Annotated in this window: 9 protein-coding genes and 2 tRNA genes; 10 read left to right on the forward strand and 1 reads right to left on the reverse strand. The window is 47.5% G+C overall.

What is annotated here, in order from left to right; translation table 11 throughout:
- The first annotated feature begins 2 nt into the window (after nucleotides 1–2).
- From BLV50_RS15330 to BLV50_RS15375, 10 genes are all read left to right on the forward strand, one after another.
- A complete protein-coding gene (locus BLV50_RS15330; RefSeq protein ID WP_090808639.1) occupies nucleotides 3–1,118 on the forward strand; it encodes a DUF58 domain-containing protein in 1,116 nt (371 codons plus the stop codon).
- Nucleotides 1,115–2,431, forward strand: a complete 1,317-nt coding sequence (locus BLV50_RS15335; protein ID WP_090808641.1) for a hypothetical protein — start codon at nucleotides 1,115–1,117, stop codon at nucleotides 2,429–2,431. Before BLV50_RS15330 ends, BLV50_RS15335 begins: the two co-directional genes overlap by 4 nt.
- Before the next feature lie 83 nt (nucleotides 2,432–2,514).
- Complete coding sequence (locus tag BLV50_RS15340; protein WP_063564204.1) at nucleotides 2,515–3,471, forward strand: aldolase catalytic domain-containing protein; 957 nt, start codon at nucleotides 2,515–2,517, stop codon at nucleotides 3,469–3,471.
- A gap of 401 nt (nucleotides 3,472–3,872) precedes the next feature.
- Nucleotides 3,873–5,999: a bifunctional diguanylate cyclase/phosphodiesterase gene (locus BLV50_RS15345; protein ID WP_090808643.1), complete on the forward strand. Its 2,127-nt coding sequence runs from the start codon at nucleotides 3,873–3,875 to the stop codon at nucleotides 5,997–5,999.
- A gap of 142 nt (nucleotides 6,000–6,141) precedes the next feature.
- Nucleotides 6,142–6,215 (forward strand) — tRNA-Pro (locus tag BLV50_RS15350).
- A gap of 11 nt (nucleotides 6,216–6,226) precedes the next feature.
- Nucleotides 6,227–6,297 (forward strand) — tRNA-Gly (locus BLV50_RS15355).
- Between the two features lie 491 nt (nucleotides 6,298–6,788).
- Nucleotides 6,789–8,681: a ribosomal protection-like ABC-F family protein gene (abc-f, locus tag BLV50_RS15360; RefSeq protein ID WP_090808645.1), complete on the forward strand. Its 1,893-nt coding sequence runs from the start codon at nucleotides 6,789–6,791 to the stop codon at nucleotides 8,679–8,681.
- A gap of 458 nt (nucleotides 8,682–9,139) precedes the next feature.
- Complete coding sequence (gene pheS / locus BLV50_RS15365) at nucleotides 9,140–10,174, forward strand: phenylalanine--tRNA ligase subunit alpha (protein ID WP_090808647.1); 1,035 nt, start codon at nucleotides 9,140–9,142, stop codon at nucleotides 10,172–10,174.
- Nucleotides 10,175–10,246: 72 nt separating this feature from the next.
- A complete protein-coding gene (gene pheT, locus BLV50_RS15370; RefSeq protein WP_090808650.1) occupies nucleotides 10,247–12,700 on the forward strand; it encodes a phenylalanine--tRNA ligase subunit beta in 2,454 nt (817 codons plus the stop codon).
- Between the two features lie 138 nt (nucleotides 12,701–12,838).
- On the forward strand, nucleotides 12,839–15,559 hold the full coding sequence (locus BLV50_RS15375) for a cell division protein ZapA (RefSeq protein ID WP_090808652.1): 2,721 nt from the start codon (nucleotides 12,839–12,841) through the stop codon (nucleotides 15,557–15,559).
- Between the two features lie 104 nt (nucleotides 15,560–15,663).
- Here BLV50_RS15375 and BLV50_RS15380 read toward each other — a convergent pair whose 3' ends face one another.
- A complete protein-coding gene (locus tag BLV50_RS15380; protein WP_090808654.1) occupies nucleotides 15,664–16,047 on the reverse strand; it encodes a cupredoxin domain-containing protein in 384 nt (127 codons plus the stop codon).
- Between the last annotated feature and the right edge of the window lie 155 nt (nucleotides 16,048–16,202).

Genomic DNA, 16,202 nt, shown 5'->3' on the forward strand with positions numbered 1-16,202 from the left:
ATATGGCATTACTATGGCTTGTCGTTGTTGGAGGCATTGTTATTGGAGTACACGGCATATGGTTCGGCCGTCCGGCTTTACGCAAGCTGAAGTATACCAGACAGTTCAGCAAAATGCGTTGTTACGCCGGGGATGAGCTGGAGATGGTTGAGACGATTGCGAATGAAAAACGAATATCGGTTCCATGGCTCAGACTTGAAGCTATGATGCCAGTTTCATTTGTATTCCGTTCCGGCTCAGGCATGGATATCAGTCAGGGAGATATTTATCAGAATCATAAAAGTATCTTTACTTTGAAACCGTTTACCCGTATTACGCGCAAGCATCCTTTTGTATGCAGTAGACGTGGGATCTACACGTTAAACACCGTAACCATGACCGGAGGGGACTTGTTCGGCCTTTGGCGTACCTCGAAGCCTATTCCCGTTCATCTGTCCATGGTCGTCTATCCTTCACTTGTTCATGCGGAGGATCTGCCTGCGATTTATCAGGTATGGCAGGGTGAGGTTGAAGTATCCCGTTGGATTGTTGAAGATCCCTTTCTGATTCTCGGGGTACGACCGTATGGTGCGGGTGATCCGATGAACCGTATTCATTGGAAAGCGAGTGCACGCACAGGAGAATTGCAGGTTTATAAGCAGGGATGGACTGCGGACCCTCAATCCTGGATTGTGGTTAACATTCAGGAGTCAGCAGACATGTGGAGTGTCGTTACCCGCCCCGAGATGATCGAACGGGCACTCCGTTATGCGGCAACAGCCGCGGTAGATGCGATTGGAAGAGGGTTACCCGCAGGATTTGCTCATAATGGCTACCGTGTAAGTGGAGGGCGTGATCCATTACGTATTGAGCCCGATTACGGCAGTCCTCATCTGGAAATGTTACTGGAAGCTATGGCAGAGACGGAGCTGAAATGCATGGTTCCCATGGAGCAGTTCCTGAGTGATGAAGTCGAACGGAATGAAGAGGCTCAGCAGGTTCGCAGTTATCTCTTAATCACGTCCTATGTATCTCCAGCTATGGAACATGAAATTGCGCGTTTGCATGAGCAAGGCCACCGTGTGACCATACTCCCCGTAGAGGGCGGGAAAAGCGATTCCAAGGCGGTGAGTGCATGAATGAGTCCAACAGCAACAATACCAAGGAAAAAGTACTTTTATCCTTGTCGGCCGTTCTGTTGATTGGGGTATATTTCTATCCGCTATTAACGCTTACTTCTCTCTATGCAACGGGACATTTTCCATACACATTAATGGCTATCTTTGTTATTGCTGGCTGGTTAGGTCAGTGGGTACAACACAGGTTACCAACCATCAGTGAAAAAAACACGTTTATTCGATGGGGTGCAGCGTTGCTTATGGGGCTGTTGGTCTCGTTGGTTATCGCACTAGTGTGGGCGTTTCCTTTACCTGATTTGCTGACTGCAGTGATATGGGGTGTAATTTCAGCCTATATTGGGTTGAATTTTCAACCTGTTTTCCGTTCGATTTTGATTTGGCGCTTGCAGATTTGGGGTGTAGTCAGTGCAATTGTGCTTAGTGGGGCGGCCAATGGAATTGAATTCATGCAACCTCTTCGGGCTTACACCGGAACCATATATGCAGCGGGAGTAATCAGTTTTGTTGGCTGGTTGGTAGGCCAATACAGTGTGCAGCTGGATCGGGCGATATTAAATGATGGCTCAAAAAGGATTGTGTTACGTGAGTTTGCCCGGGCGAATCATCAGCGTCTGTTATGGATGCTGATTGTGATCGCAGGAATTGGTGCTTTTCCCAGTCTTGTTGCCTGGCTAGGACCACTGCGTGACCGTCTGCTTGCTTGGATCAGAGGTTTAATAGGTTCGAGTTCCAATCAGGAGCCACCTATTACGCCTACAGCTCCAAATGAACCGCCAATGATACCTGAAGGGATGGAATCGGCAGGGGAGCCCTCTATTTTCTGGGATATCCTGGGTTGGGTAGTCATGGGGGCTGTCGCAGTTGTGATCTTGTGGCTTATCCTACGTTTGGGACAGAAGGCGATAAACAAACTTATGGAGCGTTTCAAAGGGCTACTGCAGCCCGGTCAGAAGAAGGTAGAACCCCGGACGGAGTATGTGGACATTAGCGAAACGTTAGAGGTGCCTGCAAAAACGCGCAAATCCTGGTTCCGCAAGAAGGAGTCGCTGCCCTCACAGGAAGCTGAACGTGTTCGATATTATTATCGAAAGTGGATTGACAGAGCTGCACATCGGGGCGTGCATATACAGGGTGCACATACGCCACTGGAGGCTGCGGAGACGATTGTTCAGCATGGGGCCAGAGAAGATGATCAGAAGCTCTCTGCAATGCTACCAGATACCTATAACGTTGTGCGCTATGGGAAGAAATCTCCAGACGATTCCGAGATGAGTGAGATTGATCGGATATGGAAATCTTATCGAAGTAAATAAGTCGGGAATCCCTTTACTTTTCTTGTTACGTTCAAGTATCATGAGAGGAATACACAAGTTGGTCAGAAAAGGAGCAGACATTAATGAAGACAAATCATTGCAAAATAGTAGATTGTACAATCCGTGATGGCGGATTGGTAAATAACTGGGACTTTAGCGTGGACTTTGTTCAACAGCTCTATGCTGGATTGAATGAAGCGGGCGTTGATTATATGGAAATTGGATACAAAAACTCACCTAAGCTCTTGAAAGGTGCAGAAGAAGCAGGACCATGGCGTTTTCTGAATGATGATTTCCTGCGCAAAGTAATTCCGCAAAAAGGCAATACCAAATTGTCTGCACTCGTTGACGTTGGACGTGTGGACGAGAATGACATTCTACCGCGCAGCGAAAGCATGCTGGATCTGATCCGTGTAGCTTGTTACAGCAAAGATGTAGACAAGGCACTTGCTCTGGTTCAAACATTCCACGATCGTGGATATGAAACCACGCTGAACATTATGGCATTGTCTAATGTTATGGAAAATGAACTGCTGGAAGCTTTTGAACTGATCAAGGAAAGTTCTGTGGATGTTGTATACATAGTAGACTCCTATGGAAGCCTGGATCATAACGATGTGAAATATCTGGTGGAGAAGTTCAAAACTCATCTGCCGAACAAACGTCTTGGCGTTCACACACACAATAACATGCAACTGGCGTTCTCGAACTCGTTGGTAGCAGCTGAGCTTGGCGTTGAACTGCTGGATGCTTCCGTATACGGTATGGGACGTGCTGCAGGAAACTGTCCTACTGAACTGCTCGTTGCTCATTTGAAAGGCACAAAATACAACCTGCGTCCAGTACTGGGTGTATTGGAGCAATTGATGGTCCCTCTCCGTGAAAAAGAAGAATGGGGTTACATTTTGCCTTATATGATTACAGGTACATTGGACGAGCATCCTCGCTCGGCGATGGCACTGCGTTCGTCGGAAGACAAAGATAAGGTTGTTGATTTCTATGATAAATTGACAACACCAGAAGTGAATTTTGACAAATAAGCTTGTTGCATAATTCTTGAGATTGACTTCAAGTCAACAAGAGATGGATCTAATACGACTATAACTTTAGCGCATTAGCGTTTTAAGTCGAATGATGCACATGTGGCGAAAATTAGTCTAAAATACAGTTGCAAATCAAAAAAACATGGACTCCAATGAGGAGTTCATGTTTTTTTAGTTCTTATTGCCTTGTTTTTCTACATATCTATGAATAAATATTCCTAGGAGTGCTTATTTTTTTGTTCACGTCTGCGGAAATAAATGTTATTATGTACCAGATAGCATGTATTCGCATGTGAATTGAACGTTGGTAGATGTAAAAATGTCGAATATTGTAACAATGTAAATTTATATCGTTAAAGTTATTTCAGGATAGGTGATCCCGGGAAGGAAAACACGGCATGAAGGCTAATCAGCAAGATCAGAGAAAAATAGGTTGGGTCGCGATAGGCGGCTTATTGTGTTTCCTCGCAAGTCAATGGTTTCGTTCCTCTGCAAGCTCTGATCTGATCATATCGGGTTACCCGGTTTTGACACTCTTGGGTGGCTTCGCTGCAGCAGCGGCCTGTATCGGCATTTATAATCAAAGCTGGTTATTTCAGACTCAAAGACTGACCCTCCGAAGGGTCCTTATGACTACACTGTTTTTACTAATTGGTTTATTTGAACTGGTTCACATCGTTTCTTTTGCCGAAGAAATGCCGAATGGCGCAATGGTGGAATCAGAATTCTCGCTGAAGATGATGTCGCTGGGATCTCTTGTTTGTGCGGCAGGTTTGCTGTTCATATATGCAGTTAGCGAGAGGGAAATTGCGTTACCACGCAAATTTTTACTCTTCAGCGGAACACTCGGCATTTTTGTTGTTTTGTATACAGTGGCTATTCAGGAATGGGCTGTACTGCCGAACTTGCTGGTGGGCAATGTACTTGGAGGCATGTTTACCCGAATTCATTTTCTGATCGGAATCCTGTATGGCGTGACTGCTGTTGTGTTATTCGTTCAATGGAAAAAAGGCAAAGATGGTGATCTGCCTACCATCCTTTGTGCAATTCTCTGTTTCTTCTTTGGAGAATGTTACTTTGTCTCCGCTACGAAGATTAATGATCTCAATCTGTTGCTAGGTCTGTTAAGCGATTGTTTGGGTTATTTCTTCATCCAGAAGGGACTGTATTCGTCTGTGGTGGATACGCCTTTCCTCAAACAACAGGTGGCTGAAGCTAAAATGAACTTTATTGCTCACCATGATGATGTGACAGGGCTGCCGAATCGCCGTCGTCTTTCTCAGCGACTGAAAGTGATGATGAATGCAGCTATGGTAGAGGAGCAGCTTGTTGGAGTCTTGGTATTGAATATTAATCGGTTCAAAACGATTAATGATTCGTTGGGCCAACAAGCGGCAAACCGTGTACTTCGTCAGGTTGGACAGCGTTTGAATCATTCTTCGCTCCCGGGAGAGGAAGTGTTCGGACTGGGAAGAGATGAATTCGTACTGACAATGACAGACTTCTGCACAACAGATACGGCGTTGCGACGGACAAGATCGATCTTGCAACTGTTCGAAAAACCTGTAACGGTGGATGGAAACGAGTACCATCTCACGTTGGGTATTGGTATGGCGATATTTCCGCATGACGGAGACTCACCGGAAGAGATCATCCAAAATGCGGATACGGCGCTGCATAATGCCAAAGAGCAGGGAATAGAGCTAAACCGATATGCTCATGCGATGCAGATGAAAGCCCAAGAACGTTTGCAGCTTGAGAATGATTTGCGCAAAGCGTTGGATCGAGGGCAGTTCTATCTTGTGTATCAGCCGCAGGTTAATCTAGCTAGTGGTTTGATTGTGGGTATGGAGGCTTTGGTACGTTGGCAGCATCCGCTGAGAGGGTCAGTATCCCCTGGGGAATTTATTCCTCTTGCGGAGGAGAGTGGGCTGATCGTGCCACTTGGAGAATGGGTATTGCGTGAGGCCTGTGCACAGAACAAGCGCTGGCAAGAAGCAGGTTACCGCAAGCTGTGTGTATCGGTTAACCTGTCCATGAGACAATTCAGACATTCCCATCTGCTGGACAACATCAGCGGCATTCTCAAGGAAACAGGCTTGGAACCTGTGTGGCTTGAGCTCGAGATTACGGAGAGCATGACGTTTGACAAGGATCGTGCGTTTGAGCAGTTGCGCAAAATCAAGGAAATTGGTGTGCACATCAGTATTGATGATTTTGGTACCGGGTACAGTTCACTGCACTATTTGAAAGATTTGCCGATTGACCGCCTCAAGATTGACCGTTCCTTTGTCAATGAAGTGATGGAGGACAGCAATAACGCGGCAATTGTGTCGACCATTACGTCGATGGCTCATCACCTGCAGTTGAAAGTGACGGCTGAGGGCGTTGAAAATGAGGACCAGCTTTCATTTCTTCGTGATCAGCATTGTCATGAGGCTCAAGGGTACTTTTTCAGCAAACCCATTGTGGCAGCCGATTTTGAAAAAAAATTTTTGAGAGATGTAGATAAACCCACGGGGTAAGGATAGACAGGGGCGTGGACACGCTTCTGTCTTGTTTTGTTTCGAAAGATTAGGGGAGAAATGGTAAAAAGAAGTTGCAAGCATTGGATGATCATGGTATATTAATTTTGTAAAATTCATGTTAATGTTCCTCGGAACTTGACAGGACGTAGCTCAGCTTGGTAGAGCACCTGGTTTGGGACCAGGGGGTCGCATGTTCAAATCGTGTCGTCCCGATCGTCATTCGCGCGGGTGTAGTTCAATGGTAGAACTTTAGCCTTCCAAGCTAATAGCGTGGGTTCGATTCCCATCACCCGCTTAACTAATGCAACACCTGAAATCCTTGTGAAAACAAGGGTTTTTTCTTTTTCTAGAAGTTAGTTAGCGTATTTTAAGTCATGTTTGAATGGAGAATATCACTGACTCCAAATTCAAAACCTTTGCTTTTTCCCCATCATCTGGTACAATAACGGAGAAATCGATACTACACATGAATGAGAGGTAACCATACGTCCCATGAAGTAAAACACATGAATTGAACCCCAGTAACTGCAGAGAGTTTACGACGCAGTCAGCCAAAAAGCGGCTGAGCAATGAGGGGATTCGTGTGTCCAAATTCAGCTATGGGATCAGGTATGGAAACAGGCAGGCTGTTCTGGCTTTGCTTGTGTGTACCCTTTTAAGGGTTCTTTGTTCATACCGTGGAGTATCTTATGCTTGTTTTTTGACGCTTTATCCAATCCTGAATTGCCTACCGCCGGCTGATGCCAGCGGTTTTTTTATTTTGAATTGCAGGAAGGATGAGGCCTCATGATGACATTGGTACGCCTACATGAAGTATCGAAAGAGTGGAACGGGAATGAGTTGTTTGCAGGATTGAATCTCGAAATAAATGAAGGTGAGCGGCTCGCCATTCTAGGTCGCAACGGCTGTGGCAAGACCACCTTATTAAGCATCATACTTGGAGAAGAAGAGGGTGGTGGACGCATCGAACGTCACATTCCGCAGCAGGAGTGGGGTTTCATGCGCCAGCGCTCATTGATCAAGCCTGAGATGAATGTGCTTGATGCTGTCCGGCAGGAAAGTGGACGGATTTACGAGGTGAAGCGTGACCTGGAATTACTGGAACAACGGATGAGCAACAGTGGAGCGGCAGATGAGCAGCGGCTGCTCGAAGCTTATACGATAGCGATGGAGCAATATGAGCAATTGAACGGGTATATGTGGGAGACTGAGGTAGAGAAGGTACTGACTCGTCTGGGGTTATCGTCGGAACATTGGAGTCGGCCATATCATTCTTTGAGTGGTGGGCAAAAAACGAAGGCCCGTCTCGCAGGACTATTGGTCAGTAAACCCAAATTTCTGATTTTGGATGAACCGACGAATCATCTGGATGAAGAGAGCATGTGCTGGCTTGAAGAATGGCTTTCTGCCTATGCCGGAACATTGTTGTTTGTTTCTCATGACCGGACCTTTATTGATGAGGTTGCAACGGGTGTTATTGAATTTAGCCCGGATGCACTGACCAAATATAAAGGCGGTTACACTGATTACAAAGGCCATAAGGAACGCGAATTACGTGAGCAGGAAGCAACCTATCGCAAGCAGGAGCTGGAACGGAAAGCGCTAGAAGAGACGATCCGCAATTATCAGCAGTGGTTTCATCAGGCTCATAATTCAGCAAGCGATGTGGAAGTGAAAATAACTCAGAGCTTTTACAAAGCGAAAGCCAACAAGAACATTTCCCGCTACCATGCCAAGCAAAAGCAACTGGAGCGCCTGGAGAAGGAACGCGTGGATAAACCCCGCGAAGCTGCAAAATTGAACATGGAGCTGCAGGTGAACACGCTGGCTGCCCGCCAACTCCTTGCACTGGAAGACGTTAGCTTTGCTTATCCGGGGAGCCCGACATTGCTTCACAATCTCCGGATTGCAGTCGAACGTGGAGATCGTCTTGCCGTACGTGGTCCGAATGGCACAGGCAAGACGACACTGCTCAAACTGATGATTGGAGATCTGGAACCATCCCAGGGCAAAGTGACACGTCATCCACAACTGAAGATCGGTTATTTTTCGCAAGAGCTTGAGGGGTTACCGGAAAGAGAGACACTTCTGGACAGTTTGCTCTGTCTTCCATCCATGACACAAAGTGCTGCACGTACCATTCTCGGATGCTTTTTATTCTCAAGAGATGATGTGTTCAAGCGTATTGGGGATTTGAGTATGGGAGAGAAGTGCAGAGTTGCATTCCTGCGGTTGTACTTCGGGGGATCTAATGTACTGGTGTTAGATGAACCGACCAATTATCTGGATATTGACACACAGGAAGTGATGGAGAATATATTGAAGCAGGCATCCGGAGCACTGGTACTCGTATCCCATGACCGTATGTTGACCAAAGTACTCGCCAGCCGCTTGCTTGATTTAGAACCCGGTGGGAAGGCTACACTGTATGAAGGCGGAGTGGAGGACTGGGAGCAATCCATCAAACTGCGAGAGTCTGCCCTTGAGGTTCGGGAGTCAGATGATGAACGGCTGCGGCTTGAAATGCGTTTATCCGAATTGTTATCTCCCATGAACAGTGGGGGCAATGATGTGTTGACTAAGCCTGATGATGTAATTGAACGGGCGGCTGAAGTTGCCGAGGTTCGCGAAATTCAGCGTCGTTTGAAACAGTTGCACGAGCTGCGAAAACAGAAGTAATCGATTGACGAAGCTTATGCCGTTTTACTTTTTGGCTTAACGTTTGATCATGCGGCTTTACAGCTTGCTATTTCGGGCGATTTTGCATATAATAATGGACGATCATCAGTAAATTTGAAGGTTTATCTGACATGCAAACGTGATGATGGAGACAAGTAAGCAGTGCCTCTGTACAGGGAGGAAGCGCCGTAGATTGAGAGCGTTTCTGTAGAACAAGGCTGCTGAAATTCACTCCGGAGCGGTTCCCTGAACCATATCTTGCGATTCATCGCAGGAGTCAGTAGGGGGTAACGGTTAACGGTCGTTATTCCGTATAGAGTGAGGCAAACATGTTGCAGGCCGGAAGGGCCGGGCAGCAATGAATGTCTAACAAGGGTGGTACCACGGTCTTTTCGTCCCTTCAGGGGAGAGAAGGCCTTTTTTTGTTGCATTAAACCACATAAAGGGGGCATTTACACATGAAAGAACGTTTGGAGGCATTAAAGATCGAAGCGTTGGAGCAACTGTCTAGCGTGAACGATCCACAGACGCTGAGTGATCTGCGTGTAAAGTATTTGGGGAAAAAGGGTGCATTGACCGAGATTTTGCGCGGTATGGGTGCGCTTAGTGCAGAGGAACGTCCGGTGATTGGTCAGGTTGCCAATGATGTTCGCGGCGCGATTGAAGAAGTCATTGATAGCAAGCAGGAGCAGTTCCAGAAGGAAGAGACGGCTAAACGTCTGCAATCCGAAAAAATTGATGTGACCCTGCCAGGACGTCGCGGACGTCAAGGCGGACTGCATCCACTTACCAAAGTGGTACAGGAAATCGAAGATATTTTCATCGGTATGGGATACCGCGTAGCGGAAGGTCCTGAGGTTGAAATGGATTATTACAACTTCGAAGTACTGAATCTGCCGAAGAACCACCCGGCGCGTGATATGCAGGATTCTTTCTATGTAACAGAAGATCTGTTGATGCGTACGCATACGTCTCCGGTTCAGGTTCGTACGATGCAAAGCATGAAAGGTGAAGTTCCTGTTAAAGTCATCTGTCCGGGTAAAGTATACCGTCGTGACGATGACGATGCGACGCATTCGTTCCAGTTCAATCAGGTAGAAGGTTTGGTTATTAGCGAGAACATTCGCATGAGTGACCTGAAAGGTACCTTGCTGCAATTCGTACGCGAAATGTTCGGTTCACACACCGAAATTCGTCTCCGTCCAAGCTTCTTCCCGTTCACAGAGCCAAGTGCTGAAGTGGATGTGACTTGTGTGCAATGTGGTGGCAGTGGCTGTCGGGTATGTAAACAGACCGGTTGGCTTGAGATTTTGGGCGGCGGTATGGTTCACCCGAAAGTGCTCGAGATGGGCGGTTATGATCCGGAGAAATACAGTGGGTTTGCATTCGGAATGGGCGTAGAGCGTATCGCCATGCTGAAATATGGCATTGATGATATTCGTCATTTCTACAACAGTGATATGGCGTTCCTGAAACAATTCGGACGACTGTAATTACCGAAGTAGCATACAGGGCGAACGCCCTTCATTTGCAACACCAATTCATAGATTAGGAAGTGAACGTCCATGAGAGTATCGACAGATTGGCTGTCTGATTATATCGCGCTGGAAGGCGTGGCACCGCAGGAGTTGGCAGAGAAATTCACCCGTGCGGGGATTGAGATTGATGTAGTGGAGAACCGGAACCAGGGCGTGAACAAAGTGGTTGTTGGTTACGTGAAGAGTAAGGAGAAACACCCTGACGCTGATAAGCTGAATGTATGTGTGATTGATGCCGGACAGGAAGAAGATCTGCAGATCGTATGTGGTGCGAAAAATGTGGATGCCGGTCAAAAGGTAGTCGTTGCCCTGGTAGGAGCGAAGCTCCCTGGTGGACTCGATATCAAAAAAGCCAAGCTGCGCGGCGTTGTTTCCCTTGGCATGATCTGCTCTGCGAAAGAACTGGGCATGAACGACAAGTTGCTGCCGAAGGACCAACAGGAAGGCATTCTCGTATTGCCGGCACAAACGGAAATTGGCACACCAATCAGCCAAGTGCTTGGTCTTGACGATCATGTTCTTGAACTGGACCTGACACCGAACCGCTCCGACTGTTTGAGCATGCTGGGTGCAGCTTATGAAGTGGGTGCAATTCTTGGTCGTGAAGTGAAACTGCCTGATCCAACTCAAAAGTTGGTGGAAATCGGTGATGCGGCTGCGAATCATATCTCGGTTGAGATTACGGCTGGCGAACAATGCAGTCATTATGCAGCCCGCTATGTAACTGGAATCAAGCTGGGAGCTTCCCCACAGTGGATGCAAAACCGTTTGATGGCCGCTGGCATCCGTCCGATCAATAATATCGTTGACATCACGAACTATGTCATGCTGGAATACGGACAGCCGCTGCATGCTTTTGATGCAGATAAGCTGGAGAAGGGCCATATTGAAGTGCGGATGGCCAAAGAAGGCGAAACGATCGTGACGTTGGATAGCCAGGAGCGCAAGCTGGAGCCGCATATGCTGCTCATTACCGATGGCGTGAAACCGGTAGCCATCGCAGGTGTTATGGGTGGCGAAAATTCCGAGGTAACGGAAACCACAGTGAATCTGTTACTGGAATCCGCCAAGTTCGACGGCGGAACCGTTCGGAAAACGTCGCGCCAACTGGGGCTGCGTTCCGAAGCAAGCATGCGTTTTGAGAAAGAAGTCGATCCGGCTGCTGTCATTACGGCATTGAACCGTGCGGCTGAATTGATTCAGCGTTATGCGGAAGGCGAAGTTCATCAGGGGATCGTGGAAGCTGGAACAGCCGCAGCGGATAAACATATTGTGCAGCTGTCGCTGGATAAACTGAATCGCTATCTGGGAACCGAGTTGTCCCTGCTTGAAGTGAAAACCATCTTCGCTCGTTTGCACTTTGCATGTGGTGATGCGCAGCAGGGTCTGCTTGATGTTGAAGTGCCTAGCCGCAGAGGGGATATTACACTTGATGTGGATCTGTTTGAAGAGATTGCCCGTCTGTATGGATACGACAATATTCCAACCACGTTGATCGAAGGACCAACAACACCGGGTGCTTACACGCGTTCACAAGCAATGCGCCGTACCATTCGTGGTTTGTTTGCAGGTAGTGGCTGGCAGGAAATGATCAGCTATTCATTCGTACACCCGGATAAAGTATCCTTGTTCCCTTCTCTAACAGAAGGCAGTAAAGCCGTGAAGCTGGCTATGCCAATGAGTGAGGACCGCAGCGTGCTTCGTAAGAGCATCTTGCCGCAAATGCTGGATGCCACGGTGTATAACATGAACCGCAAACATGATTCACTGGCTGTATTCGAAGTAGGTAGTGTGTTCTTCACTGAAGAAGAAAAGCTGACGAAGCAACCGCATGAAATTCCGGTCCTGAGCTTGTTGCTCACTGGAAATCGTGCATCCCAGCAGTGGAATGTGGGAGTAGAGAAAGTGGACTTCTTCGATCTTAAAGGTGCACTTGAGAACCTGTTCGCCTATGTGGGCCTGGAGCAGCGCATTCGCCTGGTAGCAAACAGTCCAGAAGGCTTCCACCCTGGTCGTTCCGCATCGGTATACCTTGAAGCAAAAGATGGCGGAGAGGGCAAACTGATTGGTACGATGGGTCAATTGCATCCTGAACTGCAACAGCAATATGATTTGAACGATGTATATCTCGCAGAGATCGGGCTTGAAGCTATCTATAGTGAAGCGGATGCGGATATCCGTTATCGTGAGCTTCCACGATTCCCGGCAGTTGAGCGGGATATCGCAGTTGTTGTGAGTAAAGAAATCGAAGCTGGGGATATGCTGCGCTCAATTCGTGAATCTGCTGGCGAACTGTTGCAAACCGTACAGGTATTCGACGTGTTTACAGGCAGCAAGTTGGGTGAAGACAAGAAGAGCGTAGCGATGGCTCTCGTTTATCGCAACCGTGAACGCACATTGACAGATGAGGAAATTACCGAGGTTCATGCTCGTGTTGTTGCTCGTCTGGAGGAGCAATTTGGAGCCGAATTGCGTAAATAGAACATAAGTCAATTTTTTGAACAAAGATTAGCAGGAATTGCTTGAAGTCACATCGAATCCTTAGCATTAGAGGATCGATGTGACTTTTTTTGTTTTACAGCTTAGAATCAACATACAGACTTTAAGGAGGGCACAACTGTGACTATACCTGATCGTACACGCGTCACCGTAGAGATCTACGGGACTTCCTATAAACTGGTTGGCAGCAGTGCCGACTATATGAAACAAGTAGCTAACCTGGTGGATGAGCGAATGAGCGCCATCTCCAAACATAATTCCCGACTGGATACCCCGCGTATTGCAGTTCTGGCAGCTGTACATATGGCTGAGCAGTCTCTTCAGACTCAGGAAATTCGGAATGAGCTGAAAATGCTGACCGGTGAACGTACCGAAATGAGAAATGAACTCAATCGGCTGAATGCCATACAAAATGAACATCAGCAGGAACTGGAACGCCGTGACCAAGAACTCGCTGAAGCAATGAAGCTTAAATCTGAGGCGGAACAGGCCATCGCGAAGCTCCAGAAGGATCAGCAGGCAGAAGTAGCCAAGCTGAATACATTACTGGAGCAGGAACGCGCTCAGGCAGCAGGTCGCGAGCAAAAGCTTCAGGCTCAAACTGCGTCGCAACTGAAAGCGGCTGAGGAGAAGGCACAGGCGCGTCTCAAAGAAGCAGAAGAAAAAGCAGCGAATCAACTCAAGAATGCACAGACTCAGGCGGCAGCTCAGCTGAAAGAAGCACAGACACGTTCAGCAAATGAGTTGCAGCAAGCCCAAGCTAAAGCGGCTGCACAATACAAGGAGCTGCAGGATAAGACGGCAGCTCAACTGAAAGAAGCCGAAGCTCGGGCCGTGGCAGAACGTCAAAAAATTGAGGTGCAGGCTGCACAGCAAGTACAAACGGCGAAGGAGCAAGCAGAAGCGGCAATTTTGTCTGAATTGGAACAAGCCGAGTCTCAATTGCAAAAGGTTCAGGAAGAAGCCCAGCTTCAATACCGTGAACTTCAGTCCGAGATGGAGCAGCGTATACAGCAGGCAGAGCAAGCTGCCGTCAATCAAGCTCGAGAACTGACTGAGAAGGCAAAAGAAGAACAAGCCGCACTGCAGCAACAAGCAGAGCAGAAGCGATTGGATGAGATTGAACAGCTGAATGCAACGTTCAAGGAGTCATCCGAACTGGCGGAATTGGAATGGATGGAAAAAGAAGCATCTTATGAAGAACAGCTTCAGCAAATCCATGAAGCAGCCCAGACTCAGGCGAACGAAGCTGCGGCAACTGCTGAAGCTTTGCTACAAGAAGAGCAAGGCAAGCTGAAGCAGCAGTTGGAAGAAGAACGTAAACAGGCCAAATCGCGCTTAATCGATGTTGAAGGCCAATTAGCCGAGGTACGCAAGCAGCTCAAGAATGCTCAAGAGGTTGTTGTGGATCAGGAGCAACAGCTCCAACACGAGCGTAATCAAACTGAAATGTTGCGCAGTGAACAAGCCGTATACAAACAGGAGCAAGATGTTCAGCTTCGTCGAATTACGGAATTGGAGCAGCAGCTGGAACAACTAAAAGCGGATAGTGCTCTGCTGACTGAACAACTCCGCAACACAGAAGCTGAGGCCGAACATTTCCGGGAAGCGGAACAGCAATGGAAACAGCAGTATAACGAGACCGTTGAACGTGAATCTTCTCTGACAGCACAACTGCGAAAAGTACAGGATCAGCACGGTCAGCTTGAACAGGAAATCAAAAAACTCCGTGAAGCCGAAGTGAAGTCCGAGGATGAGCAGCGCAGGCTGCAAAAAGTGCTTGAGCAGGCCCATGCGGCAGTACGCACATTGCAACATGAACTTGGTGCACTGACGCAGAGCGAGCAGTCTTGGAAAGAGCAGGCTGAACAACGTCTGATCGAGATCGGCGAATTGGAGACTCAGGTACTTGAAGCTGCAGAACAGAATGAGACGTTAGAGTCTGGTGTACAGTCCCTTCATGATGAATTATCCGTTGTTAAAGAAGAAGCTCGTCACGCCAGCGAAGAAGCAGAACGTTATCTTGCGCAAGCTGGTCGTCTGGAGCTACAACATAAAGAGCTTGATGGTGAATTGAATGAAGCTCGTGAAGAACTGAACAAGCTGCAGGAAAATTATAAACAAATCCGTAAGGATTATGGTGATGCACTGCAGCGTGAAGAAGACTATACTCGCAAGCTGAATGAGATGAGCGAAGAAAAGAAAGAAATCGTGCGTGCGCTTGAAGAATCAAGACAGAATGCTAATCAGCTATCTGAGCGTATCGATGAACAAGCTAGCTTACTGACTCAGACAGAAGAAGAAGCACTTGAGTGGCAGATTAAGCATGAAGAATTGGCTGCCAAACAGGCAGAGCTCTCCTCTCGCTTGAAAGAGCTGACTGATCGGGAAGTTGAGCTAAGCTCAAGAGTAGAACAAGCAGAACAACAAGCGGAACAACAAGATCAGGTTTGGCAACGTCGTGCAGATGAATGGGCGGCTCAGGAACAGTCCTGGCAAGATCGATGGACTACACTGGAGAATGAATTGAATCTCTGGCAGAAAGAAAGTGCTGCCAGTGTGGAGAAGGTAGAAGAGCTGGAACACGAGCGGCAGCAGCTTGCCCAGCAGCGTGCGGAAGCAATCGAAGAAAAGCAGACGATGGAAAATGAACTGCTGGATATCGGTGAGCGGTATGAACTTGCGGCCAATCAGTTACGTTTGCTGCAGGTTGAACGTGAGATGGAGCAGGAGAAGGCGGAGCAACTGAATACAGATTACCGCCAATTGCGGGATGAATATACGAAATTGCAGACGGAATATAACGAATGGATTGAATTGATTGAGCAGGATCAGACCTAGCTGATGATTATGTCATAACTGGAATCCTGGACAGCGCACTCTTGTACAATTTGTTATAATGAAGAAAGAGCTCCCGTCGCTACGGGGGCTCCTTGTCTTGAACACTATTCTTCAACAATAATTTTGGAGATCATACTGCCGTGACCGCTTCCGCAATAGACGGAACAGGACATTTCAAATTCCCCTGCTGCGTCGGGAGTAATCACTTTGGAATTGTTCCTGGTATCCAGCCGAAGGTTCAGCTCAGGCACGAGAACACCATGGTTTCCGTTTGTATTTTCATAAACAATCTTAACCGGGACACCTTTTTTCAAATGGTATTCAGGTAGGTCAAATTCATAGTTGCTTGCTTTGATTACCAGTTCTTCGCTTGCAGTTGCACCCGAGTCGGACTCGCCGTTTGATTCTGCGGATTGTCCAGTTCCACCACATGCAGCAAGGACCAGAATCAACATACAGGCCGCAAGCCATGCCATGAATTTCTTCATCATATGCCTCCTCAAAAAGCGTGATATGGATAAAATTTGAATGATTTCTCCAGTCATCATACCGCAAATTGAAGATGCCTGTACATGCTGCCTATGTCGTTTTTTTGAACATCATCATGCTCACAACCTAAAAAAATAAACCTCATCAGGCGTTT

It is taken from the genome of Paenibacillus sp. 276b, from assembly GCF_900107875.1.
GTDB classification, from domain to species: Bacteria; Bacillota; Bacilli; order Paenibacillales; family Paenibacillaceae; genus Paenibacillus; species Paenibacillus marchantiae.